This is a genomic window from Ponticaulis profundi (genome assembly GCF_042659465.1).
GTDB classification, from domain to species: domain Bacteria; phylum Pseudomonadota; class Alphaproteobacteria; order Caulobacterales; family Hyphomonadaceae; genus Ponticaulis; species Ponticaulis profundi.
The window spans coordinates 52,704-74,849 of the sequence record NZ_JBHSSW010000028.1 but is presented as its reverse complement, the minus strand read 5'-3'; the positions used below and the strand labels follow the sequence as shown (position 1 = coordinate 74,849).

The window sequence follows — 22,146 nt, the reverse complement described above, 5'->3', positions numbered from 1 at the left end:
GCCCGCAGATATCTCTGCGGGCTTTTTTTATGGCTACTGCCTCGCAAAGACGACGCAAATGCGAAAGTCGCGCATCATGCTAAAGACGTTTCAGCACATCCAGATATTTGCGTCCCACCGGGATCACGGCACCATTGCTCAGATGCAGTAACGGGGCGCCCCATTGATTGCGTGAGGTTCGCTCTATCCGGTCGCGGCGTACCGCATGCGATCTGTGGACGCGAATGAGTTCGGGATCGTCGACCTCTTCAAGAAAGCGCGAAATGACACCGCGCTGCAGATAGCGATTTTCTCCCACGTGCAGCGAAACATATTCGCCCTCTGCCGTGATGTGATCGATATCGCGCGGAAAGATGCGCACCATATCGCCCCGGCTTGCAACCCAGATCGGATTCTGCAGTTCGATGGCAGCGCGGTCGCGACGCAGCGAGTCGAGCCGGGACTGGAGCAGTTCGAGCCGCGCCATTGCATCACGCGCCAATAGTGCCGATCGTGCCCTTTCCAACGCGATCGCCAATCGTTCGGGCTGGACCGGCTTGGTGAGAAAATCGATCGCTCCGGTCTCATATGCCTGCGCTGCAAAATCAGGAAAGGCCGTGGTGAAGATGATCAGAGGCGGCGCCGTGACATCACCTGTTGTCTGAAGCGTCTCAATGACGTCGAAGCCGTCGACATGCGGCATTTCTATGTCGAGGAGCAGCAATTCCGGCTTATGCGAGCTCACTTTCCCCAAAGCATCCCGCCCGTCGCAGGCTGAAGCGACAATCTCAATGTCAGAAAGGTCAGCCAGCAACTGTGTCAGTCGCCTTCTGGCAAGTGGTTCATCATCGACGATGCAGATGGTGATCGGGTCTGGCCTGACGTGATCTGTCATGGCTGCTCGACAGGAAAGACCAGCGTAGTTTCATATCCGGTTGCGGTGGGCGTTGAATTGACGCGGGCTGCTTCACCAAAACGGGAATTGAGCCGTGCGCGCACATTACGCAGGCCCGTACTGGTACCGCTGGATTGTGAGCGATCTCGCAGTTCGGAATCGCTGACACGATCGCTGATGATGATCTTCAAATTGTCGCCCTCCGCTTTCGCGCTGATGGCAAGAAGAACCTGCCCCGAGGACGTCGCCACAGAGTGTTTGACGCTGTTCTCGACAATCGGCTGCAGGATCAGACTGGGAACCAGAACGGTTTCCAATTCCGGTGGAATATTGATTTCCACCGCCAGCCTATCTGGAAAGCGCACGCGCTCGATCTCGATATAGAGCAGCTGCGCAGCGATTTCCTCTTTCAGAGTGACATCTGCCATCGGATCAAGCGTCAGCGATGTTCGATAATAGGCTGCCAGATTAGCCAGCATAGTCTGCGCCCGGTCACGTTCATCGTCGCTCACGAGTGCCGCTACCGAATTGAGAACGTTGAACAGGAAATGCGGATTGACCTGATAACGCAGCGCTCGCAGCTCCAGTGTTCGTGCCGCAGTTTCCATCGCGTGCATCCGCTCCTCGCGCGCCAGCAAAGACGTCGAGTATTGCGTCGCGACGATCACCACTGTGATGGCAAGATAGAGATGGGCGCTCTGGCCCCAGCTGGCCATCATGGTCAGCAACCATTGATCCAGATCGCCTTCGAGGTAGAACAGCAGCAACCAGTTGAAGGCGGCATAGGGAATCGCCACCACGCAGGCGAGAACGACGATCAGAATGATCTTGGCCCAGACAGGCCAGTTCCATGCGGCTTCCAATATCACCACGATCAGCAGTGACAGCGCGATACCAAACGCCATGACGACAGCGCGCTGATCAATATATTGCCAGCCATCCGCAATGATCAGCCCGACCCCGGTTTTGGTGAAGAAGTAAAAAACCCAGACCAACAGGATCGCGACGATGGCGGGAGGCCATACGGAACGTGCCGATTTCTCGGGCGGCGGAATAACGCTCAGCTTCATATCTTCTTGCATAGCGGTCTTTTTCCCGTCGGCCATGCGGCCTTACTGGCGTTCATGGCATCTCAGCGGTCATTCATTGCAAAACCGTTAGCATTGCCGCGCTAGGCAGTACTTCATGACATTGCTCGATGTCGAAACCACTTCGATTTCGGGCCGGGAGCTTCGATCGCAAGCGCCAGTAAGGATCGCTTTGCCTGCGCTCTCCCACGACATTTGCCGGAAGTCCGGTGCTGACGGGATCAGCCGGGGACGTCACAAAAGGCGCTTCCCAGGGGCGCTCTCCCGATCGATTGATATGAACTGTTTCGAAGAAGGACATTCGAGTGACTTTATTTTCTAGCCCTATGGCCAACGACGCCGCGAAAGGCCTGACCAGCCTGCGCGTACGACTGCTGGGTACGGCAATGGGATGTACCGCATTGATGCTCGCCGCACCGGCAATGGCGCAGCAAGCCCCTGTGAAGCAGCACCAGACCAGCGCTCTGGCAGTGACAACAGCCGTCGCGGCAGAAGACGAGCCGCTCGATGATCCTTCCATCGTTTCGCAAGATCCGGTCGCGATTGTCAGCGATGACGATATCTATACCGTCGTTGATTCGATCGTCATTGATGAAGTCGACGCACCGGGCCTGCTGATCGATTCCAATGGCGGCAGAGCGCAGGTGCTGGGCGGCGACATTGAAACGAGCGGTGACAATTCGGAAGGTCTGTGGCTGGAAGCTGCGGGCGACGCCTATGCCGACCTGGGCGAAGTGGTGACACATGGTGACGGATCGACGGGCATCTATGCCCGATCCGAAGGTCAGACCGTCACTTCTCCTTATGGCTATGGCTCCTACACAGTCGGCTCAGCCCATGTCGGTACGGTCGCCGTGGAAACCTTTGGCGAGAATGCGGTCGGTATTCACGCTGTCTCCGACCTCTATAATGCAGAAGTTCAGAGCCAGACGCTGGTTACGCATGGCAACGGTTCGGCAGGCATTGTTGTGGAAGCCTATTCGTATGGCATCGTCGACAGCAACACGCTCGAAACCCATGGCGATGATGCGACGGGAATAACAGTCACCTCGCAATTGGCCTCTGTGCGAAGTAATTCAGTCACGACCGAAGGCGATCGCTCAGCCGGCATTGATGTTGCCGCCGACATAGCCGCGCGAATTGAGAGCACGAGTGTCGAAACATCCGGCGATGATTCCGTCGGCATTCGCGTGACGACCGGCACGAGCAGCGCAGAAGTATACAGTGAATCGGTGATTACGAGCGGTGAGCGCGCGACCGGTGTCGATATCGATGCAGTCGGCGGGGTTTTCTTCGAATCGGAAAGCATTGAGACAAGCGGCGACGACGCCTTTGGCATATTGGCGATTAGCCGTGAGTATAATCTCTATGGCACCAGTGGCAGCGTGGCGACGACTGGCGACGGGGCTGTCGGCATCTCGGTCGCTGCATTGCTCGACGCTGACCTCACTAGCGGTACTGTCACCACAGCGGGCGATGGCGCGAACGGCATCGAGATGGCGACAACCGACGGCACCGCAACGCTGATCAGTGGCAATGTGACGACAACGGGAAGTGACCTGACTGGCATTCTTGTTGAAAGTGAAAATGGTGGTGTGAACGTATCCAGCGAGACGGTTTCAACCAGCGGAGAAAACGCACGCGGCATTCATTTGATCAGTGGCGGCAACGCAACACTCGATGCCGGCGATGTCACAACCGACGGCGACACTTCGATCGCGGTCGAAATCAACGCGCAGGGTAATGTCGAAGCCGCTGTCGAAACGATCCATACAAGCGGCGATTATTCCGATGGGTTTGTCATCTGGAATGGTGGAGCAGGCACCGATGCCGACCTGACACTGGGGTCTGTTACGATTGAAGGTTATGGCAGCTATGGCGTCGTAGCCGTTGTTAACGGTGAAGTATCCGGAAGCGTCGATAGCGTCACTGCAATGGGTAACGCCTCTACCGGTGTTCTGATCGATGCAGGCCAAGGGGTGGCGCTTGACCTCGGCACTGTCGATATCACGTCCGAGCAGCATTCGATTGGTGTCGAAATCTACGCTGGTCAAGGCGACATGGAATTCTCGGCAGACAGCATCTCCGTCGACAGTGACGGTGCGGCAGGTGTGACGCTCTTTTTGGAGGATGGCGACATCACCGCCGATATTGGATCAGTTTACGTCTCGGGCGGCGAAGTCGCCGCACGAGACGGGTTTGGCTATATTGCGCCTTCTGCGGTCAAGGTAACCAGCGAGAATGGCGGTATCGCGCTCAAATTGGGCGACGTGACCGTCGAGGCGGAAGACGCCTACTCAACCCAGGGCATCGATCTGACCGCGCAAGGCCACATTCAAGTTGAAGTCGAGAGCATCAATGTCAGCGGCTTTACCAGTGAATGGGAAGGTAGCACCGGCTTTGGCGACGCGATACGCGTATCCACGCGCACCAGCGCAAATATCGTCGTGAACCAGATTGATGCTGGCGCAGGTATTTCCGTCAACGGCGCCAGCGATACCCGCTATCTCGACGCGCAGATCTCGGTCACGGCCGGAGATATTGTCACACACGCCAATTATGGCGATGGCATCAGCGTTCGGCAGTTTTTCGGCAACACCGACATCGCGTTTGATTCAATCCGAACCGAAGGTTCGGGCGCAGCAGGGGTTTCGACCTTTGCGGGTTATGAAGCGAGCTTCTACACTTTTACCAGCACCGAAATTGTTGGTGGCGAGATCGAAACGCTTGGTGACTATTCTGTCGGCATGGACATCGCCTCACGTACAGGCGGACACCGTATTGAAATCGACCGCGTTGCCACCAGCGGCGCGCGCAGTACCGGCATTCAGTCACAAAGTGTGACCTCTGGCGAAATTCTGGTCGGCTCGGTTGAAACCGCAGGCGACTACAGCATTGGTATTCATGCCGAAGGACTGATCGCACCGCCAATCAACGAAACGGAAGAAATCATCGAAACGGACGGTCTGATGATCGAGGCCGGCAGCGTCACGACCACTGGTGATTCCGCGCAGGGAATCGTCGCAACAGGCGTAGGCCCGGTGACAATCAAAGTCGATTCCGTTGAAACGACTGGTGGCAGCTATGTCTTCGATCCGGGCGATTACTACGGCGGCCCGATTGGCCCGGACCTGCCGCCCTTCCCGTATGGCTCAGGGCTTTATGGCGGCGGTGATGGCGAACTGCCTGCGGGTCCGGCCTCGATTGGCATTGAAGTGGCCTCAGCGTTTGGTGATATCACCGTCGAGGCTGGCAGCGTCGTCACCAGCGGCGATGGTGCGCATGGCCTCTCGATTGATCTGGAAGGCGACGAATGGTCGATTGCTGACCAATCGGTAACGGTCGGCACGGTGCAGACAACAGGCGCAGATGCTGATGCGTTGTATCTGCGCAATCAGACCGGCGGTGCGATTGAAGCAACCGTACAGGGTGATGTACTGGCTGAGCAGGGCGCAGGCGTTCGTATGATCACCAATGGCGAAACCTCGCTCACCATTGCTGCCGGAGGTGCGCTGCGCAGCGCGGCAGACGGCTATGCTCTGATTGTCGAAGACTATGTTGCTGAGGAACTACCTGAAGACGGACCTGGCCTGCCCGGTCCAATTGGAGGCGGAATCGGTCTGGCTGCCGCCGCGCAGGCGATACCCACCGAGCTTCCGGCAACAAACATCATTATCGCGGACGGCGGTGCCCTTTATGGCCGCGTCCGTCTCGATGATCGCTCCAGCCATTTCGACAATGGCGGCACCTTCTTCGCGAACGGCATCAGCTATTTCGGCGGCGGTAACGATGTGCTGACCAACAGTGGCACAATCGCAGTTGAGGGTGATGTCTTCTTCGACGGGCTCGAGCAGATCAACAATCAGGGGCTCATCGCCTTCTCAGCTGGAAATGGCGATGACGTGCTCGATCTCTCCAATCTCAGCTTCCATGGCGATGATGGCAGCACGATCGCATTTGATTTGTCTGCCGAGGCATCTGGTGAACAGGACGAGCTGATCCTCCGAGACGTGACAGGAACGACATCTGTGCGTTTCAGCAGTGACGACGTCGTAACGCTCGATACGGTTTCAGACCTGATCAGCTTTACCGGTGACGTCGCAGACGATGCCTTCGTCATGGCGGCAGGTGCAGAAGACGCAGGCTTCCTCAACTATCGTCTGACGATGGAAGCGGACACACTGGCGGTTGCCATGGCTCCAGACATTGAAGTGCTCGAACCTGTGCGACTTGGCAGCAACATCACCGACAGCTGGCAGCACGGCACTGACGCCTGGGCGAAGCAAACTGCGCAGGCACGGATCGCTCCTCAGCCAGGTGTTGCGATGTGGGCACAGTATTATGGCGGCAGCCGGGATCGCGACGCACAGGACTACGCGATTGCCTTTGACGGAGCTGACTATGCCGAAACTCTGCAGAGCGACACCAGCTATAGTGGCGGTCAGGGCGGCGTCGCCTACACCAAAGGCAACACGCGCTTCGGCCTGACCTTGGGCTTCGGCAATAACGAAACCACGCTGGCCCAAACCGACAACCGCTATCGTGTTGATAGCTATAATGTCGGCGTCCATGGCGGCTGGACCAACGGAATGTTCTTTGTCGATGCGCTCGCCAAGGCTGACTTTGCTGACGTAGAGGTGGAGCTGACCAGTGTTGACGAAGATACAGATTTCGACACCACCGCATTCGGCCTCGCGGCGGAGGCAGGGGCACGCCTCGGTGACGAAAGCTACTTCATCGAGCCGGTGGTCGGCATCAACTGGGTCAGCGCAGAGATTGATACGCTCAATTTCACCGGCGCCAGCTTCAGCTTTGATACGGCGGAAAGCATGCGCCTGCGCACAGGTGCACGCGCTGGAACGCAGTTTGAAAGCGGCGGCCTGACGTTCATTCCACATCTGGGGCTGTTCGCCGAGAAGGAACTGAGCGGTGAAAACGGCATCGCCTTTACCTCAGGCAGCCAGACCATCGCACTAGCCGACAAGGCACCTTCGCTTTACGGTCGCGGGGAAGCAGGGCTGACGCTGGAGATCAGCGAGCGGTTTGTCTTCTTTGCTGAAGGCGAATTGCTGTTCGGTGATGTCAGCGGCGGCACCGGTCGCGGCGGGTTCCGCCTGCGCTTCTAGCGAACCAGACGGGTTATTATAATGGAAGAAAAACAGAGCAATACCGCTCATGCCGCCCCCTATGACGGGGCGGCACAGGATACCCGGATCGAGCTATCGCGCGGCTTTGCGCGATGGCTTGGCCAGCATAAATGCTCGATTGCCTTTACCTCCTACCAGTCGGGGCGCCTTTTCCTGATCGGTCTTCTGCCTGACGGAAAGGTCTCACTGCATCAACAGGCCTTTCAGCGGGCAATGGGCGTCCATGCCGGACGCGATCGACTGTATCTGGGCGGATTATACCAGATCTGGCGGCTGGAAAACACGCTCAACGCCAATGAGCGGGCAAACAAGGCATTCGACGCGCTCTACGTCCCGCGCAACGCGCAGACGACGGGCGATATCGACGTGCACGAACTGGCGGTTGACCAGAAGGGCCGCTGCATATTCGTAAACACCAAATTCTCATGTCTTGCGACCCTCAGCCCGCGGTTTGGTTTTCGCCCTTTGTGGAAGCCGAAATTCATTTCGCAGCTCGCACCGGAAGATCGCTGTCACCTGAATGGCATGGCCATGGAGGATGGCTATCCTCGCTATGTCACGGCTGTCAGCCAGAGCGACATTGTCAGCGGTTGGCGCGAGCGGCGGCACGAAGGCGGCGTCATCATCGACATCGAGAATGATCGTGTCGTCACCGACCAGCTCTCCATGCCGCACAGCCCGCGCGTCCATAATGGCAAGTTATGGGCGCTCGATTCAGGTCGTGGCTATCTGATCCAGGTTGATCGCGAGACCGGCGAAAAGACGGACATCGCCTTTTGTCCAGGCTTCCTGCGAGGCCTGTCCTTTGTCGGCCATCACGCGCTGGTGACGGTTTCCAAACCTCGCAAGGGCAATTTCGACGGACTGGCGCTCGACGACGAATTAAAAAGTCGCGATGGCGAGCCATGGTGCGGCGTCCTGATCGTAGACACACGCACGGGATCAATCGTCGAATTCATCAAGCTGGTCGGCGTGATCGAGGAGCTTTTCGATGTCGCCGTCATCGCAGGCAAGACATGCCCAATGGCGGTCGGAACACAGAGCTCAGAAATACAGTCGCTCTACAGCTTTGAGCAGGAGTTCGGCGCGTTACGCCCAGCGGACCCCGATTAGGTCGGCGGGCGCGAGCCCGCCCGCGCGGAGACATGAGCAAAGCGATTTGCCGTGAAGTCCAAGTAATGGCGCGCCCCGAAGGGGAATGTGCAAACTCAGAAAACACTGAAATCTGCGACAGTCAGGACTTCGCAGCACTCTTCGAGGAACTGAAAAACTGGGAGGAACAACTTCGGCACATCGATCAGAACTTACTGACTGGCGATGAAAACTGTACCTCAGAGAAAAGCGCGAATGCGACATCAAAACGTGGAGGACCGTCTCCATGCTAGAACAACGCAAAGACGAGTGCGTGTCCGGTTTCTCTGAAGCACTACTGCCGCCGAAGACACGAAAATCAAAACACCCTTCGCCCATTTCGCTGCGTCTCTCGCTAGATGAACGCGCTTTGCTTGAGCGTGACGCAGGTAGCAAAACGTTGAGTGCTCACATCCGAGAACAGCTTTTCGGCGAGAGCATGACGACATCGTTTCGTCGGCCCTCTCGTAAATCCAACAAGCCGAACGTCGATCATGTTGTCCTCGCAAAACTGCTCGGTCTGCTAGGCAAATCGCGCCTGGCTCAAAATATGAACCAGATCGCTAAGGCCGCGCACATGGGCGCATTACCTGTATCTGACGAACTTGAGGCCGAACTCGCGCTCGCATGTCAGGATATCAAAGACATGCGCGACACGCTCATCTCCGCAATGGGGAAAGCCTGAAATGATCCTTGTCGGCAATCAAAGAGGCGGCGCGCGTGATCTCGCCAACCACCTGACTAAGGATGAGAATGATCACGTGATTGTTCATGAAATAAAGGGCTTCGTCTCTGATGATCTTCATAGCGCCTTCAAAGAAGCTGAAGCGATGAGCAAGGGCACGAAGTGCCGCCAGTATCTATTCTCTTTATCGTTTAACCCGCCAGGCGAAGAAAACGTCAGCACAGAAGATTTTGAGAGGGCGATAGACAAGGCAGAGAAGTCTCTTGGACTGACAGACCAACCACGCGCGATTGTCTTTCACGAGAAGGAAGGTCGCCGCCATGCCCATGTGGTTTGGAACCGTATCGACACAGACGAGATGAAAGCCATTCAGCTTTCCCATTCTAAACGTAAACTCAATGCTGTCTCAAAAGAGCTTTACCTTGAACATGGTTGGCGCATACCTGCTGGTTATATCAACAACGCTCTGCGCGATCCTTTAAACTTCACTCTGGAAGAATGGCAGCAAGCCAAACGTAATGGCCAGGACCCGCGCATCATCAAACAAGCATTTCAAGATGCCTGGGCAACATCTGATACAGCCGCAGGCTTCAAGCATGCTTTGGCAGAACGAGGATACGTTCTCGCCAAAGGCGACAGGCGCGGCGTGGTCGCAGTGGATCGCTTTGGCGAAGTGTATTCGGTTCCGAGACAGTTGGGCTTGAAAACAAAACAGGTTCGAGAGCGGTTCACCTCTATTCAAGACTTACCAAGTCTCGAGAACTCGAAGATGGAAGCGAGTAAGCTGGTACAGAACAAACTAACAAGCTTCGTTCTGGAACTTGAAGCGAAAGCGCGAGCTGTAAAAGAACGGTATCAGGAAGAAAAGAAATCTCTCGTTACGAAGCAACGCGCTGAACGCAGAGCGCTGCTGGAGCAGCACGCCATTCGGCAAGCTGATGAAACACTGATGCGCCAATCTCGTTTCAGGCATGGCCTCAAAGGTGTTTGGGACGTGCTGACCGGGGAGCATTTCCGTATCGCGAGGCAAAACAAGCTTGAGTTTGAAAGGGCATTGCAGCGCGACCGTGACGAATTGGATTTCCAGATCGAGCGCCACAAGCAAGATCGCAGGTCATTTCTCAAAGACATCAAGCGAGACAACGACCTTCAGAAAGCTAAGACTGATCGCCAAAATCTGCTGGATGAAATTGCAGAGATTTCGAAACAACGCGAACACGGGCGAAAGAAAGATCGTGGTCGCAGCCTCAGCCTTTAAAAAAGAAAACAACGTGAAACGCCGGAGCTTGCTCCGGCGTTTTTCTTATCGATTCCAGAACACATGGACTTCGCGATAGCCCATATCGATGGCCAGGACATCGTTGATTTCTAAGTCTCGTCCCATCCGTTCCCAATCAATGTAGTGTTGGAGATGGATAGGGATTTCGCTTGTCTCTTCGGTGATCTCCTGCGCGAAGTCGGCGAGGCTGTCATATTGCCCTGCATAGTCGTCCTCTAAAGCGCGCTTAGCGGTGTCAAAGTCGCCATAGTGACTTACGATTTCCGCACCTAATCGGCCATGCTCTTTGATAAACTCGGCCTTTTCCACCACGCTTTGAATACCTTCGTATTCAGAAATATTCAGCCCTTCGAAGCCTTCATAGTCGTGCAGCGCCCATTCTTCCGCATTCGGCATGGGTGAGGTTTTCAAAACCTCGTTGATCTGATCCCAGATTGCGTTTTCGCCAAGCGTGGCATCGATCCAAGCCCCATGCAGGTAGCCGTTATTATAGGCTGCGAGACAGGCTACATAAATTCTGATTTCTCCGTTCTTTGTCATTTGAAGACCTCCGTCAGGTAAGGGTTGCTCATGCAACCTTGGCCTTCGCCGAGAACGGGGTGTGCAAACGGAGCGTGAAAATCGACGGCGGGTGCAGCAGCTTGTCTGCGAACCTCGGGAGACCGTCTATTTTAATCGAAGTGCGCTGAGGGGCTGGCCCCTAAGCTTATTACAAGCGCGAATTAGCGCGTCATAGTGGTCCAGAAATAACTTTCGACCTTCAGTTTCCCGCCTGAATCGTTTAGTTTATTTTCTAAACTTTGGGTATTTTTGATGGAATTGAAAGAACAGTTCGACCTTCTACTAGGTGACTTTGAGCATTTGTCTCCGCGCATTCGACACTTGTCATTCGACACTGACGGCTGCGGAGAGCGAATTGAAGTGCGATGCAGTTACCTCTCGTTCAGAGACGGAGTTGCGACATTTGATGATTTCATCTCAGTACTATCTAATCATTTGATACCATTCTGCTTGCCGAGAAGTGAGATCCAGGAAGCGATCTCGAACATCGATCCCAATGATTTTGTCAAGTCCGGCATCGCGATGAGCCAATTGTCTGAAAAGGCAAGAGGGCTTTTCATCAAGGCTCGCAAAGGAAGTCACAGATCGGGCGAAGGCGGCGAGATTGTATTATATATTTTGAATGAATGGCAACTTGGGGCGCCTCAAGTCGTGTCAAAAATGTATTTAAAAACAAATCGCAACATGCCGGTATATGGTAGTGATGGGATACACGCAAAGTACGACGACACAAGCAAAAAGCTTTGGATATATTGGGGAGAATCTAAAGCGTACGCAACTCTGCATGGAGCGCTCGACGCAGCTCTGGCATCTATCTCAAAGTTTCGTATCGAAAATGGCGAGGATAGAGAGATAGCGATCGTTTCAGATCATTTGGACGCAGACTCATGGAATGCTGAATCTCGCGAGGCGCTGTTGGCGTATCTTGATCCGTATAATGAACAGTCAAACAATCGAATACCAGCGTATTCCTGTGTGCTCGTCTTTAGTTTCGATTACACGCTCGGAGGAGGCACGCCTGCTGCTGAAATCGAAAAAAAGTTCATCGACCACGTGAAAACCGAAATCGCTAATTTTATTGCCGACATTCCAAAAAAAATTGAAGCGCAAAAATTAATAGACCAGCGGTTTGAGTTTTTTCTTGTTCCCGTTCCAAACGTTCAAGAGTTTCGCGATAAATTTCAAGAAAAAATAGGGTGGCCAAATGATTGAAGAACTGAGCAAAAGTGTTTGGTCAAATTCACAGTTCCACGAAGATTTTGAACAACTTCAAATTAGATATTTGAACACAAAGCTCTTACCTTCACTAGACGCCGCGCCTCTAAACGAAACAGCTATTAAGCGCCTCTTGCAAAGCGCAATTATTTTCTCAAATTCGACTACCCAAAAATATAGAGATGTTGCATATAGAATTGCGACATCTGTTTCCGAAATCTATTCCTCAGAATTGAGAGGCGCTCCATACGCCTTGCTTGTAGTATTGAGCCGTCTTGGAAATTTCCCTGCACTGAGCTTCGCAGAAAAAAGATATGAAGTTTCAGAATCTAGCCTGCCAGTCCGAACACAATACGAGAGCGCAGAGCGCGCAGAAAGAAACACAGCAAAACTTTCTGACGGCAACTTGCGACTAACGAACTTCCAAACGGAGCTCTGGAGAAGCTTGAACGATGGAGTTTCAATAGGAATATCTGCCCCCACATCGGCTGGAAAATCATTTGTATTGCAGCAATACGTGCGCCGGAAATTGCAATTAAAAGAAGCTAATCATGTAGCGCTCGTGGTCCCCAGTCGAGCTTTGATCAATCAAGTGTCCCAGGACGTAAGTGATTGGATAGAAAGTATCGAAGGGATTGAACTCATAACCACCCCTGTTCCTGCGGAATACGGATTGCCAACACGTGCTGTCTATGTAGTTACACAGGAGCGGCTACAATTACTTCAAATGGCCCATAAAAAATTGCTCTTTGACGTGCTAGTCGTCGATGAGGCACAGGGGCTGGGCGATGGCTCCAGAGGTGTTACGTTATCTTCTGTCGTGGAAGAAGCTATTTCTCGGAATCCTAACCTTCAGCTGCTGTTTGCTGGTCCAAATTTAGAAGACCCTACTAAGCTTGGGAAAATATTCGGAGTTGAACCTCGTCAAGTAAAATCGCTCGAACCTACCGTAAGCCAGAATTTGATTTTTTTAGATACGGTCAGAGGAGACACTAAAGCCGTGTCGGTTTCGGCTCTAATTGATGGTGAAAAGACTCATCTGGGGCATGCAAACGCAGACCAGTCGCTCAGAGGATACCGCAAAAAATTAGTAAATCTCACCATGCGCTTTGGCATGGGCGGACAAACAATTGTTTATGCGAAAGGCACTGATGATTGCGAGAAGCTGGCTTTCCAACTATCCCAAAGAGAAGATGACGCTAATGCCGCTGAGCGAAAGGAACTATCTGAGTTTATTAAAGATGCGGTTCATCCAAAGTATATGATGGCGACATCGGTTTTGACCGGCGTTGGGCTTCACTATGGTCGCTTGCCATCGCTTGTACGTAAAACCATTGAAGATGCCTTTTCCGAAGGCGTGCTTTCTACACTGGTTACGACAAGCACGCTTTTGCAGGGCGTAAATCTACCTGCCCAAAACTTGTTTCTATCCGAACCACAGCGAGGTCCCAACCAACCTCTAAATTCGATCGATTTTTGGAATTTGGCTGGACGAGCAGGCCGTCTCGGAAAGGAATTTTCGGGGAATATTTTCCTGGTCGACTATGATGAATGGTCAAGTCACCCAATCGATGGCGATAGGCAGATGCCGGTCGTGCCTACCATTCAAAAGCATGTAACGGAAACCACGCGAGAACTCATTGAGTATATCAATGATAAAACAGGGTATCCTCAACGTGGCAGAGATGATGAGTTTGAAAATACGTTCGTAAAATTGGTCAATGATGAAATCAAGGGCCATTTGAGCGAAACTCTCGACAGATTAGAGTTACAAAATCTCCGAACAGAATTGGAGAGCGCTGTCCGCAATGTAGTTATCAATTCCGAATTAGATTCGGGAACTATAGAAGCTTCGCCGACTGTATCAGTCCATCGTCAAAATCACCTATACAAACGCCTCACCAGTGACTTACATCTGAGAGGAGCATCTCACATTATCCCGCGTCATCCATTAGATAGTGATGCTTTCAATTCATATGCCCGGGCAATAAAACGCCTACATGACGAAGTCCTAGGTTATCCCGGTAAGGATCAGTCTCACCGATACTTTGCCACCGTGATATTGAAATGGATTGGTGGTCATCCATTACCAACAATCATTGACGGAAAATTTGAGTATGAAAGCCGAGATGGCAACCCGAACATAGCAACCGTTATAAGGAATACTCTCAAAGAGATCGAAACAGATTTACGGCACAAATATGTGAGACTCTTTTCCTGTTACAATTCTGTCCTAGAGCAGGTACTCAGGGACAACTCATTGAAAGATCAAATTAATTCAATTCCACCGTTACCTACTTTCCTGGAAGTTGGTGCATCTACAGGCACAATGATAAGTTTTATGGGGCTGGGAATTTCTCGTTATACTTCGAGTAAGCTAAATGATATTGTGAGACGCTCTGACCTTACGCAGACCGAAGCGCGACGCTGGATAAAAGATCAACAAATTGAGGCGCTCGACATTCCCTCAGCTTCAATAAATGAACTTCGCCGCATGTTCTCGGTCTAAACGGTGTCTGATTTTGGACATTAATCCTAAGGTGTTCCAACTTATTTCGTTGGCTTAACGCCTCAGCGCTGATCGTAAAATTTGATCACAGTTAATACAAATTTGGACGACTGACAGGACATTCAGTTTAAGAATCGCGCCTCGCATGATCCATTAAGTAATTGTAGTAATTGTCTTTTATTATCGGATTCAATTCGATTAAAAAAATGGACCCGACTATAGAGAAGATGTTATAAATAGCGCAGTGTGACAAACGGTAGGGAGCATGGCGTCCAACGTAAAATCTTTGTTGAAGCAATCAGGCCCATGCCTGACATCTGAACTCGCTCGACGAATGGTTGAGCTGGGAGCATCAGAAGCGGCAGCGAGGCAAAGAATCACACGGGCGCAAAGCGAATACACCAGACTGGCAGGGGTTCGGTTCGCGAAAAATGCTCGATTTATCTATCTGGAAGATCAGTACGGCTCAACGGAGTTTTGGAGGGGGCTCGAAAATGCCTTCAAAACGAGCGGAACCGCCTATTGGCACACAATCGTAGGCCTTACTGCTCGCGGCGGCGGCTGTCCCAGAAGTCTGTTTCCAAGAGTATGTGGCGCTCCAATAGCCAGAAAGCGTCAACTATCGCCAGATCGTATTCTTGAACGACTGATTGCTATCCAATTGCTTGAAGTCGATGATCAAGACCCAGAAAATGAGGTGGTGCGCTTTCACCCTCTTCATTACCCTCGAGCGCCAGAAGCGGAGCTTCAAGCCACTATGTTGGCGGAGCATATTGCTTTGCAGGCGATAGGCGACTGGCTCAAAAAGCTCGGCTTTGGAAGCTACGGAAAATTCAAAGTTCGAGAAAGCGATGAGTTGCCAATAGTATCAGGTATTGCTTGGGACCTGAGTGCTCCTTCCTACTTGAGGCCACTGGCGCAAAAGTCGGGAGAATCGATCCGCCCAGGCTTCGTTGTGTGCGACATCAATTTGAGAGGCGCTATATCGGAAGGTGAAGTTTCTCAATTTGTGCGCAAGCATACCTTTGCATCGGCACCCATGAACGTCGCTCCTATTATGCCTTTCTTGATTGGAGATGTGTTCACGCAAGATGCCTTTAATCTTGCAAGGCAATCGGGAGTGGTTTCCGCAACGATTGCCGACCTCTTCGGTACAATGACCGCGAAGGCGCTTCGGGATTTGATCTCGCTGTTAAGCAATTCAGGCGCTACAGCAGCGATGAACCCGCAACACCTTTTAGACGTGCTCAATTCGCTGACACGCATTGAAGGCGCAGCGAACAACTTGCGCGGAGCCGTATTTGAACTGGTGGCAGGATCATTAGCCAAAGACATAGAAGGTGGTTACCTTCTAACCGGCTTAAAGCGTTATGAACCATACTCCGGTCGGCGCGCGGAAATTGATGCAATACTCGACCGACCTAATGATGCGCCCGTACTCATTTTGGAATGTAAATCCAAAATTCCTGGTGCTCAAGTAAGCCTGTCTGAAGTTCAACATTGGCTTGATGATCGAGTGCCACTGATTCTGGCAATTCTCAGCAATGACCAGCGCTACGCTGAGCGGCGATTTCACTTTGAGTTTTGGAGCAACGGCCCATTCCATCCTGATGCGGGCGCATGGCTGGACACACAAACCAAAGCGAGAGAAGGCTATTCTGTCGATTGGAAGGATGGAGAATTGCTCAGAACTTATTCACGCAATGCGAAGTCTAACTCGATCAGAGATATTCTTAAGGATCATTACTTTCTGCATCCACTCGCCAAACTTGCAAAGAAGGCAATTTAAGAGCCTGAAGCACTTCTTTCTTCTATTGGCGATCAAACGGCCAATCGTTTGTGCGTGGTTCGGGGTGCAGGGGTGGAGAGGCAACTCTCCAAGGCCATTGCGAGTGGGTTTCAAGGGGCGCGATAGCCCTCTGATCTTCCTGAAGGGATCGATGGGTGCAGGGAGAGCGAAATCTCAATGCTGGCGGGTGTTGGGGGCCTTTACCCTGACCGCAGATGAAACTGGCGTTCCGTTTCGAGTGATTAATCGGCGATACGATTTTTGGATGAAACCTGTCCCCGACCTGGCGTGTAAACTGGAGCGTTCTTCGTCAGAAGATCTAGCATAAGCTCGAACATAAGAAGTGGGGCTTTGGTGTCATCCAATGGCGGCAGAGGGTGCACGGGAGATGAGCGCAGCGGCTCTCCCTGCCAAGATCGCGTGTAATACACGCACATCTTGCGCAATAGCGATTACCGGATATGGCGTATGGCACATGACCTGGTTTTGGGTTATTTCTGTCCACAAGCACCGGTCAAAAAAGCGGACAAATAGGCAGACACGTTTTTCCTACTAATCGATACATTATTATGATATCATTGGCTTTATGAGTGAACACAAAGCGGAAAATGAAGCGGACACAAATACGGTCATAGATCGGAAGGAAGACATCTTTCAGATGGAGCCACTGCGTATTAGTGAAGGCTCTCCGCACTATAGCCGCATAACCGATCTGGCGCTCGATCTGATGCAGTGCTCAACCGCATTAAAGAGCGCGCTTCCAGAAGGTGTCGTCACCGCGTTAGCCGATCTCGTTCGCGCGATGAATTGCTATTACAGCAATCTGATCGAGGGACACGATACGCATCCCGTCGATATCGAGCGCGCGATGCACAACGATTATAGCGATGATCCTAAAAAGCGCGATCTTCAAAAAGAGGCACGTGCCCACATTGAAGTACAGGCGTGGATTGACGCTGGCGGCATGAGCGGTTTCGATAAACTCAGCAAAGCGTCGCTCGAAATCCACAAGCGCTTCTGTGAGCTGGTTCCCGAGGATTTGTTATGGGTTGAAAACCCGACCACTGGTGAGCGAGTGAAAGTTATACCCGGCGCGCTGAGACACAGAGATGTTCAGGTTGGTCGTCACCTCGCCATCAGCCCAGGGGCATTGCCACGCTTCCTCGATCGCTTTGACGATGCATACGGCAAGATGGGAAAGACAGGAACGATCATCGCTTCGGCTGCGGCCCACCACAGGCTGTTATGGCTGCACCCATTTCTCGACGGAAATGGCCGGGTCGCCAGGCTGCTTTCATACGGCATGCTGCATGATGTTCTCGACACAGGTGGTATTTGGTCAGTAGCGCGCGGCCTTGCGCGGAAAGAAACGGAATACAAGAGACATCTCGCAGCGTGTGACTCGGATCGACATGGTGATCGTGATGGACGCGGTAATCTGAGTGAAAGCGCTCTTATCAATTTCACGACGTTCTTTTTGGAATTGTGCATCGATCAGGTGAAATTCATGCAGAATCTGGTTCGGCCCGACGCGCTTCGCGAGCGCATTCTCAGTTGGGCAAAACGAGAGCCCGATCTTCCACCTCACGCTGCGCAAGTCCTTGAAGCTGTGCTTTATCGAGGCGTACTGCCAAGAGGTGATGTTGAAGACCTGCTTCAAAAAACAGACCGAACAGCAAGACGTGTGACATCGGCTCTGATCGAAAAAGGAGTTTTAGTGTCCGAAACACCCAAAGCGCCGCTCAAACTCGCATTTCCGGCAGCGTTAGCTCACGAATGGATGCCAGGGCTGTTTCCTGAGAAGCAGGACTAGAGAAACTTCGGAAATGGGAACTTTCGTCCATGGCAAACGAGAAACAGGTAGATACTTTTGAACGAACTGAATTCAGTGGTAGTTTGTCAGACGGCAACGAAAGTTACGACGTTGTTCTTATAGCCCGCGCTGGGGCAGATTATCGTCTGGCCATCGAACCCACTCAGGTCTCGAAAGAATGTTATCTGTCTTTTTCGAAATACTGCGGCGAGCCTGGCGGCGTGTCGGCATGGCTTTCATTCTCCGGGACCAGTCTGGACGGTAGGAAACTGGACTCCGAGCATCTCGATATAGTTGGATCTAACCATTCATCTAGCGGCTTTACTTTTGCGCTTAGCGCCAGCAAAGCGACCATCACGTTTCCACAAGATAACGAAAAGGCAGCCCAACAAAATTTTAGGGTTCAATGGTGTCTTAGAGGATTCAAAAGCTTTCGCCCGTGTCCCGTGAAGACAACTTTGGGAACTCTTGAGGTTCAAGGTGATCATCGGCGTATTAACCCCGACGAAGTAAGCGGCTGGATATCATTGAAGTCGAATGACAGTGAACCAAATCAGGAGTGGTTTGAGAGGGCAGACAAGCTGCTCGATTTTGTCTGGCAGGGCCTTCAGTTCGGTCATGGCGGACGACTACAAGTTCCCATTATTCAGCTGTACCAACCGGGACAAACCATTGTTGAATTCTATAGCGGCACGGGAACTGCAGCGCACTTGGCGTCCATACATTTTCTAAATCAATCCGATTACATTAAAGCACTGTGTGAACGGTTCGAAAATGAGCAGCCTTTCTCCGAAGCCGTATGGCAGGCGGTCGGCTGGCTGAACAGCGATACGACAATTGATGAAGTACGGTTCCTTACATTGATGACGGCAATCGAGACCATTCTCGACAACCTTGTCCCAGAGAAACAGTCCACAGTCATTCCCAAGTCAGAATTCAAGTCGATCAAAAAGGACTTGAACGAGGTGATACGCAACTCTGAACTGGCAGTCGAAGAGCAAGAGATTTTCATTAGAAAAATCAGTATGTTTAACCGTTCAACCTTGAGCGAAAAACTCAACGCAATCATTCAAAAATACGGCCTTCCGGCAGATGCTTTTTCCGAGGCAACAACAAAGATGCTAAACGAACAACGCAATGCGATCACACATACCGGTGAAGCTGATCCTAGAATAGATCTGTGGGATTGTATTTTGAAGGCGAGAGAAATCGTTGCGCAAGTCGTGCTGTCTGAAATTGGCTACACCGGACATTTCGAGAGCTATGCTAACGGATATCAAATGCGGTCATTAAAGGAATGATATTTGACTGTATTTCACCCAAACAAATCCCCCTGAACGGATAGCGCGTCATGAATGCGAATGAGATGCGCCAGATCGTTATAGAGGTGGCAGTATTTTAGGCCTGCACTGGTATGAACTGGCGCGGAACTGACTGTGCCATCTGGCCCACGGTCATGGGTCGGTGTTTTCCGAAGTTCCCAGACCACTTCGCGATAGCGTTCCAGATCGGCGCGATACTGACCCAGTAACTCGGCTTTGATTTTGCGAAGCTGTTCTGAGCGCTTTGGCTCGACGAGGTTGCACGCATCTTCAATGTCTGTGCGGTAGCCTTGATATCCACTTGCGAGAACATCCTCTAGGATTGATTTCGGGCCGCGAACTTTGCCGCCTAGAAAATAGTACCAGGGATGGCCCGGGCTGTACCCACCGCCAGATAACGATTGGGTACGCGGTGTTTCGCTATGGGGAGTCTGCGTCATGCTGCACCTGCCTGAGTGTGTGTGCGCGCATTTCTTGCAATCCAGTCATATGCCTGCTCGGCCAGTCTTGCGATTTTGAGGATATCTGATCGCGTGTAGCTGAAGGCAGTCTGCCACTCGTCATCTTTCAGATATGAGCGATTGAACGAAACGCTGTAGATCGGATTGCCGTCATTGGTTTCGTTACACCAGATGCTGGCGGTAAGAAGCCCGTCCTTGAGGCGGTGGACTGGTTGTGAGTTTGCCATTGTATTGACCTTCAGTTTTGAACTCCGCGTTCATTCGCGGGTCCGATGAAAGGCATCAGGCCGAAGGGATTTGCGCTTGCGGTCATGGACAACTCGTTTGCGCGGGCCGTCCATTGACCGGAGCGTCAGCGGATCAATGCAAACCCTGCGGCAGACTTGAATTCAGGATTAGCGGTGAAATGAACGCTTGGGTTCTAATGAAAGGTCGGCGATGGAGGTTCACATTCCTGCGTGTGATAGGCCGACCTCAAACCATTATGAGAGTTAGAAACAATTGAAGCCTAGCAATTGAATGCATGCGTATTCGGGTGCACCAAATTTGACAGCATACGGACTAATTTGCGATAATATCCTTATAACAAGTGAGGATGATTGAAGGCGAGCGGATTTGATTTTGGGAGTGCAAGAAACACGATAAAGAAAGCCTGCCCAAGGGCTGTAGTCGGCGGTTTAGGGTGCGCTTTACTAGGTGCCGGGTTACCCGTCGCCGCATTGGGTGCAGTTACGCTTATGGTTTTAGGCGCAGCAGACGATCACAGACGCAAAAATAGCCGCACCAGACAACCCGTTTAAGATCATAGCAGATTATCTGCGATAGCGATGATCAGGCCGATGCTGCCGACAATTCCCGACTTCGGCAGGGACAATATCCAAAACATTCTCCAGATGATGACCGATATACCGAACCGAAATCCTTCGATCGTAAGATGATCGAGAATATAGAGGATGACCAGGAGTAGCGGCCCCCAATACACAAACGACCACCACGGCCAATTGGGAAGCCAATCGATGAGCCATAATAGCTTGTTGTTCTCGCCTAACCAAAACCATAGCCCTGTGAAGAAGCCAATGCCAATGAGTGCTCCAGGCACAAAGGATCTGAACGCGTGCCAATGATAGGCAAGATCGGTGGTGAGCAACTGCGCCTTGGCTTCAACGGCATCTTGCTTTTCAACCTCAATATACCTTGCCAATGCAGCCTCGATTTTCTTGGACGTGCCGGTGAAATCGAGAACCGCAATAGCAAGGCCGATTAGGCCGAAGGGAATTCCCTCAAGCGAGATCATAACAGGTTGTCCGAAAGGCGAATGGTGTGTGCGAACGATACCGGAAGGCAATCACTCGCCTTCCGTCATTACGTTCCGTGACTATTTAAACGCGTAAGCACGCTTGGTTGAGACATCGACCATGCTCTCAAGCACAGTCGGCTTGACCGAACACTGGTGATCGATCTTCTTGCCAACTTCCGCTCGGGCATCCATCGCCTTGTTAAAGTCGAGCAGCGGGTTGAACTTGAACTCGCAGGTGTAGCCTGCGGCATCGACCATGTTTTGCTGCACAGCTTCGATTTGGCATCGCAGATTATCACCGCCTCGGGTCATTGCGCCCGTACACATGGTCGAGCCTTCGGCCTTGAAGTAGAGATCGCGGAAGGCCTGGTTGCTGTATTCCTCGACCATCACCTGATATTGCTCATATACAGGTCGCGCAGGGCCGAACGGAAAAGTCGCAGAGCTTTGCGTCACTGTTACGTTAGTATCAAGTCCGGCCTCTCGACATGCGCCTGATTTCAACCGTCCTTCGCCGACATCATCAAAGCACTCAGCGACACTGCTGTTCGGTGTTTTCGGATAAACGCCGCACATTGAGGCTTTCTCGGAAACGCAGAATGGAGCCGCCAAACCGCCAAAGGAATCTGAGCAGGCTTTGGCGAGTGCTCGGGTGCATTTGCCTGCCTCACTCGTGTAACCATCAAGCAAAGCAGGCGTGTACGAAATGCTGAGCGTGTCAGGCGCTGGCGCGCGGTCTGGTGTCACCTCAACGCCCGTCCCAAAGCTTGCCCCCATGCTGTTCTCGAAGCTGTCTTTCATGACGGTGTTCAGCTCTTCGAGCTGTGTGGCTGTGCAGGCTGCAAGTACGGATGCGGCAAGAATGGCGAGCGATGCGCCTTTCAATTTTCCGGAGATCATGGATGTTTAGACCCTTGTTTATATGGGACAAAAACGATCCATTCTGTCGCTTTTATATTGAGCAACCGATTTACT

At 52.2% G+C, this 22,146-nt stretch carries 17 protein-coding genes; 10 read left to right on the top strand and 7 right to left on the bottom strand.

All coding sequences use genetic code 11. From position 1 onward, the window contains the following. Positions 1 to 79: 79 nt before the first annotated feature. Entirely contained in the window at positions 80 to 874 is a 795-nt protein-coding gene (locus ACFQDM_RS14100; protein ID WP_377380074.1) for a LytR/AlgR family response regulator transcription factor, read from the bottom strand. Continuing rightward, positions 871 to 1,956 (bottom strand): sensor histidine kinase, encoded by a 1,086-nt coding sequence (locus tag ACFQDM_RS14095; RefSeq protein ID WP_377380072.1) that lies wholly within the window; start codon positions 1,954 to 1,956, stop codon positions 871 to 873. The genes ACFQDM_RS14100 and ACFQDM_RS14095 overlap by 4 nt, the downstream gene beginning before the upstream one ends. Before the next feature lie 332 nt (positions 1,957 to 2,288). On the opposite strand from ACFQDM_RS14095, the gene ACFQDM_RS14090 reads away from it, so the two are divergent. The 5 genes from ACFQDM_RS14090 to ACFQDM_RS14070 are packed head-to-tail and all read left to right on the top strand — an operon-like array spanning position 2,289 to position 10,183. Further along, on the top strand, positions 2,289 to 7,088 hold the full coding sequence (locus ACFQDM_RS14090; RefSeq protein ID WP_377380070.1) for an autotransporter domain-containing protein: 4,800 nt from the start codon (positions 2,289 to 2,291) through the stop codon (positions 7,086 to 7,088). Positions 7,089 to 7,109: 21 nt separating this feature from the next. Beyond that, on the top strand, positions 7,110 to 8,222 hold the full coding sequence (locus ACFQDM_RS14085; RefSeq protein WP_377380068.1) for a TIGR03032 family protein: 1,113 nt from the start codon (positions 7,110 to 7,112) through the stop codon (positions 8,220 to 8,222). Between the two features lie 32 nt (positions 8,223 to 8,254). Beyond that, the gene (locus ACFQDM_RS14080) at positions 8,255 to 8,494 is read left to right on the top strand and encodes a hypothetical protein (RefSeq protein WP_377380066.1); all 240 of its coding nucleotides are present in this window, start codon (positions 8,255 to 8,257) and stop codon (positions 8,492 to 8,494) included. Continuing rightward, positions 8,488 to 8,925: a hypothetical protein gene (locus ACFQDM_RS14075; RefSeq protein ID WP_377380064.1), complete on the top strand. Its 438-nt coding sequence runs from the start codon at positions 8,488 to 8,490 to the stop codon at positions 8,923 to 8,925. Before ACFQDM_RS14080 ends, ACFQDM_RS14075 begins: the two co-directional genes overlap by 7 nt. Position 8,926: 1 nt before the next feature. Continuing rightward, positions 8,927 to 10,183, top strand: coding sequence for a relaxase/mobilization nuclease domain-containing protein (locus ACFQDM_RS14070; RefSeq protein ID WP_377380062.1), 1,257 nt, complete (start codon positions 8,927 to 8,929; stop codon positions 10,181 to 10,183). Positions 10,184 to 10,228: 45 nt separating this feature from the next. On the opposite strand, the gene ACFQDM_RS14065 is transcribed toward ACFQDM_RS14070, so the two are convergent. Continuing rightward, complete coding sequence (locus ACFQDM_RS14065) at positions 10,229 to 10,744, bottom strand: antirestriction protein ArdA (RefSeq protein ID WP_377380060.1); 516 nt, start codon at positions 10,742 to 10,744, stop codon at positions 10,229 to 10,231. A gap of 273 nt (positions 10,745 to 11,017) precedes the next feature. Between ACFQDM_RS14065 and ACFQDM_RS14060 the strand changes: the two genes are divergently transcribed. The 5 genes from ACFQDM_RS14060 to ACFQDM_RS14040 all read left to right on the top strand — a co-directional run bounded on the left by ACFQDM_RS14060 (position 11,018) and on the right by ACFQDM_RS14040 (position 19,392). Next, on the top strand, positions 11,018 to 11,977 hold the full coding sequence (locus ACFQDM_RS14060; protein ID WP_377380059.1) for a HamA C-terminal domain-containing protein: 960 nt from the start codon (positions 11,018 to 11,020) through the stop codon (positions 11,975 to 11,977). Continuing rightward, positions 11,970 to 14,489, top strand: coding sequence for a DEAD/DEAH box helicase (locus ACFQDM_RS14055; RefSeq protein WP_377380057.1), 2,520 nt, complete (start codon positions 11,970 to 11,972; stop codon positions 14,487 to 14,489). Before ACFQDM_RS14060 ends, ACFQDM_RS14055 begins: the two co-directional genes overlap by 8 nt. Positions 14,490 to 14,754: 265 nt before the next feature. After that, positions 14,755 to 16,278, top strand: coding sequence for a hypothetical protein (locus tag ACFQDM_RS14050; RefSeq protein WP_377380055.1), 1,524 nt, complete (start codon positions 14,755 to 14,757; stop codon positions 16,276 to 16,278). A gap of 586 nt (positions 16,279 to 16,864) precedes the next feature. Then, positions 16,865 to 18,091: a Fic family protein gene (locus tag ACFQDM_RS14045; protein ID WP_377380054.1), complete on the top strand. Its 1,227-nt coding sequence runs from the start codon at positions 16,865 to 16,867 to the stop codon at positions 18,089 to 18,091. Positions 18,092 to 18,120: 29 nt separating this feature from the next. Then, positions 18,121 to 19,392: a HEPN domain-containing protein gene (locus tag ACFQDM_RS14040; RefSeq protein WP_377380052.1), complete on the top strand. Its 1,272-nt coding sequence runs from the start codon at positions 18,121 to 18,123 to the stop codon at positions 19,390 to 19,392. Between the two features lie 14 nt (positions 19,393 to 19,406). Here the strand turns inward: ACFQDM_RS14040 and ACFQDM_RS14035 are convergent, their stop codons facing one another. From ACFQDM_RS14035 to ACFQDM_RS14020, 4 genes are all read right to left on the bottom strand, one after another. After that, positions 19,407 to 19,853, bottom strand: a complete 447-nt coding sequence (locus ACFQDM_RS14035) for a hypothetical protein (RefSeq protein ID WP_377380050.1) — start codon at positions 19,851 to 19,853, stop codon at positions 19,407 to 19,409. Then, a complete protein-coding gene (locus tag ACFQDM_RS14030) occupies positions 19,850 to 20,101 on the bottom strand; it encodes a hypothetical protein (protein WP_377380048.1) in 252 nt (83 codons plus the stop codon). Before ACFQDM_RS14030 ends, ACFQDM_RS14035 begins: the two co-directional genes overlap by 4 nt. Positions 20,102 to 20,676: 575 nt before the next feature. Next, on the bottom strand, positions 20,677 to 21,168 hold the full coding sequence (locus tag ACFQDM_RS14025; RefSeq protein WP_377380046.1) for a hypothetical protein: 492 nt from the start codon (positions 21,166 to 21,168) through the stop codon (positions 20,677 to 20,679). A gap of 81 nt (positions 21,169 to 21,249) precedes the next feature. After that, a complete protein-coding gene (locus ACFQDM_RS14020; protein WP_377380044.1) occupies positions 21,250 to 22,071 on the bottom strand; it encodes a hypothetical protein in 822 nt (273 codons plus the stop codon). Between the last annotated feature and the right edge of the window lie 75 nt (positions 22,072 to 22,146).

Bases quoted from the DNA above. Each gene is read 5' to 3' on its own strand.
- ACFQDM_RS14100 (WP_377380074.1), bottom strand. From the start codon at position 874: ATGACAGATCACGTCAGGCCAGACCCGATCACCATCTGCATCGTCGAT.
- ACFQDM_RS14095 (WP_377380072.1), bottom strand. From the start codon at position 1,956: ATGCAAGAAGATATGAAGCTGAGCGTTATTCCGCCGCCCGAGAAATCG.
- ACFQDM_RS14090 (WP_377380070.1), top strand. From the start codon at position 2,289: ATGGCCAACGACGCCGCGAAAGGCCTGACCAGCCTGCGCGTACGACTG.
- ACFQDM_RS14085 (WP_377380068.1), top strand. From the start codon at position 7,110: ATGGAAGAAAAACAGAGCAATACCGCTCATGCCGCCCCCTATGACGGG.
- ACFQDM_RS14080 (WP_377380066.1), top strand. From the start codon at position 8,255: ATGAGCAAAGCGATTTGCCGTGAAGTCCAAGTAATGGCGCGCCCCGAA.
- ACFQDM_RS14075 (WP_377380064.1), top strand. From the start codon at position 8,488: ATGCTAGAACAACGCAAAGACGAGTGCGTGTCCGGTTTCTCTGAAGCA.
- ACFQDM_RS14070 (WP_377380062.1), top strand. From the start codon at position 8,927: ATGATCCTTGTCGGCAATCAAAGAGGCGGCGCGCGTGATCTCGCCAAC.
- ACFQDM_RS14065 (WP_377380060.1), bottom strand. From the start codon at position 10,744: ATGACAAAGAACGGAGAAATCAGAATTTATGTAGCCTGTCTCGCAGCC.
- ACFQDM_RS14060 (WP_377380059.1), top strand. From the start codon at position 11,018: ATGGAATTGAAAGAACAGTTCGACCTTCTACTAGGTGACTTTGAGCAT.
- ACFQDM_RS14055 (WP_377380057.1), top strand. From the start codon at position 11,970: ATGATTGAAGAACTGAGCAAAAGTGTTTGGTCAAATTCACAGTTCCAC.
- ACFQDM_RS14050 (WP_377380055.1), top strand. From the start codon at position 14,755: ATGGCGTCCAACGTAAAATCTTTGTTGAAGCAATCAGGCCCATGCCTG.
- ACFQDM_RS14045 (WP_377380054.1), top strand. From the start codon at position 16,865: ATGAGTGAACACAAAGCGGAAAATGAAGCGGACACAAATACGGTCATA.
- ACFQDM_RS14040 (WP_377380052.1), top strand. From the start codon at position 18,121: ATGGCAAACGAGAAACAGGTAGATACTTTTGAACGAACTGAATTCAGT.
- ACFQDM_RS14035 (WP_377380050.1), bottom strand. From the start codon at position 19,853: ATGACGCAGACTCCCCATAGCGAAACACCGCGTACCCAATCGTTATCT.
- ACFQDM_RS14030 (WP_377380048.1), bottom strand. From the start codon at position 20,101: ATGGCAAACTCACAACCAGTCCACCGCCTCAAGGACGGGCTTCTTACC.
- ACFQDM_RS14025 (WP_377380046.1), bottom strand. From the start codon at position 21,168: ATGATCTCGCTTGAGGGAATTCCCTTCGGCCTAATCGGCCTTGCTATT.
- ACFQDM_RS14020 (WP_377380044.1), bottom strand. From the start codon at position 22,071: ATGATCTCCGGAAAATTGAAAGGCGCATCGCTCGCCATTCTTGCCGCA.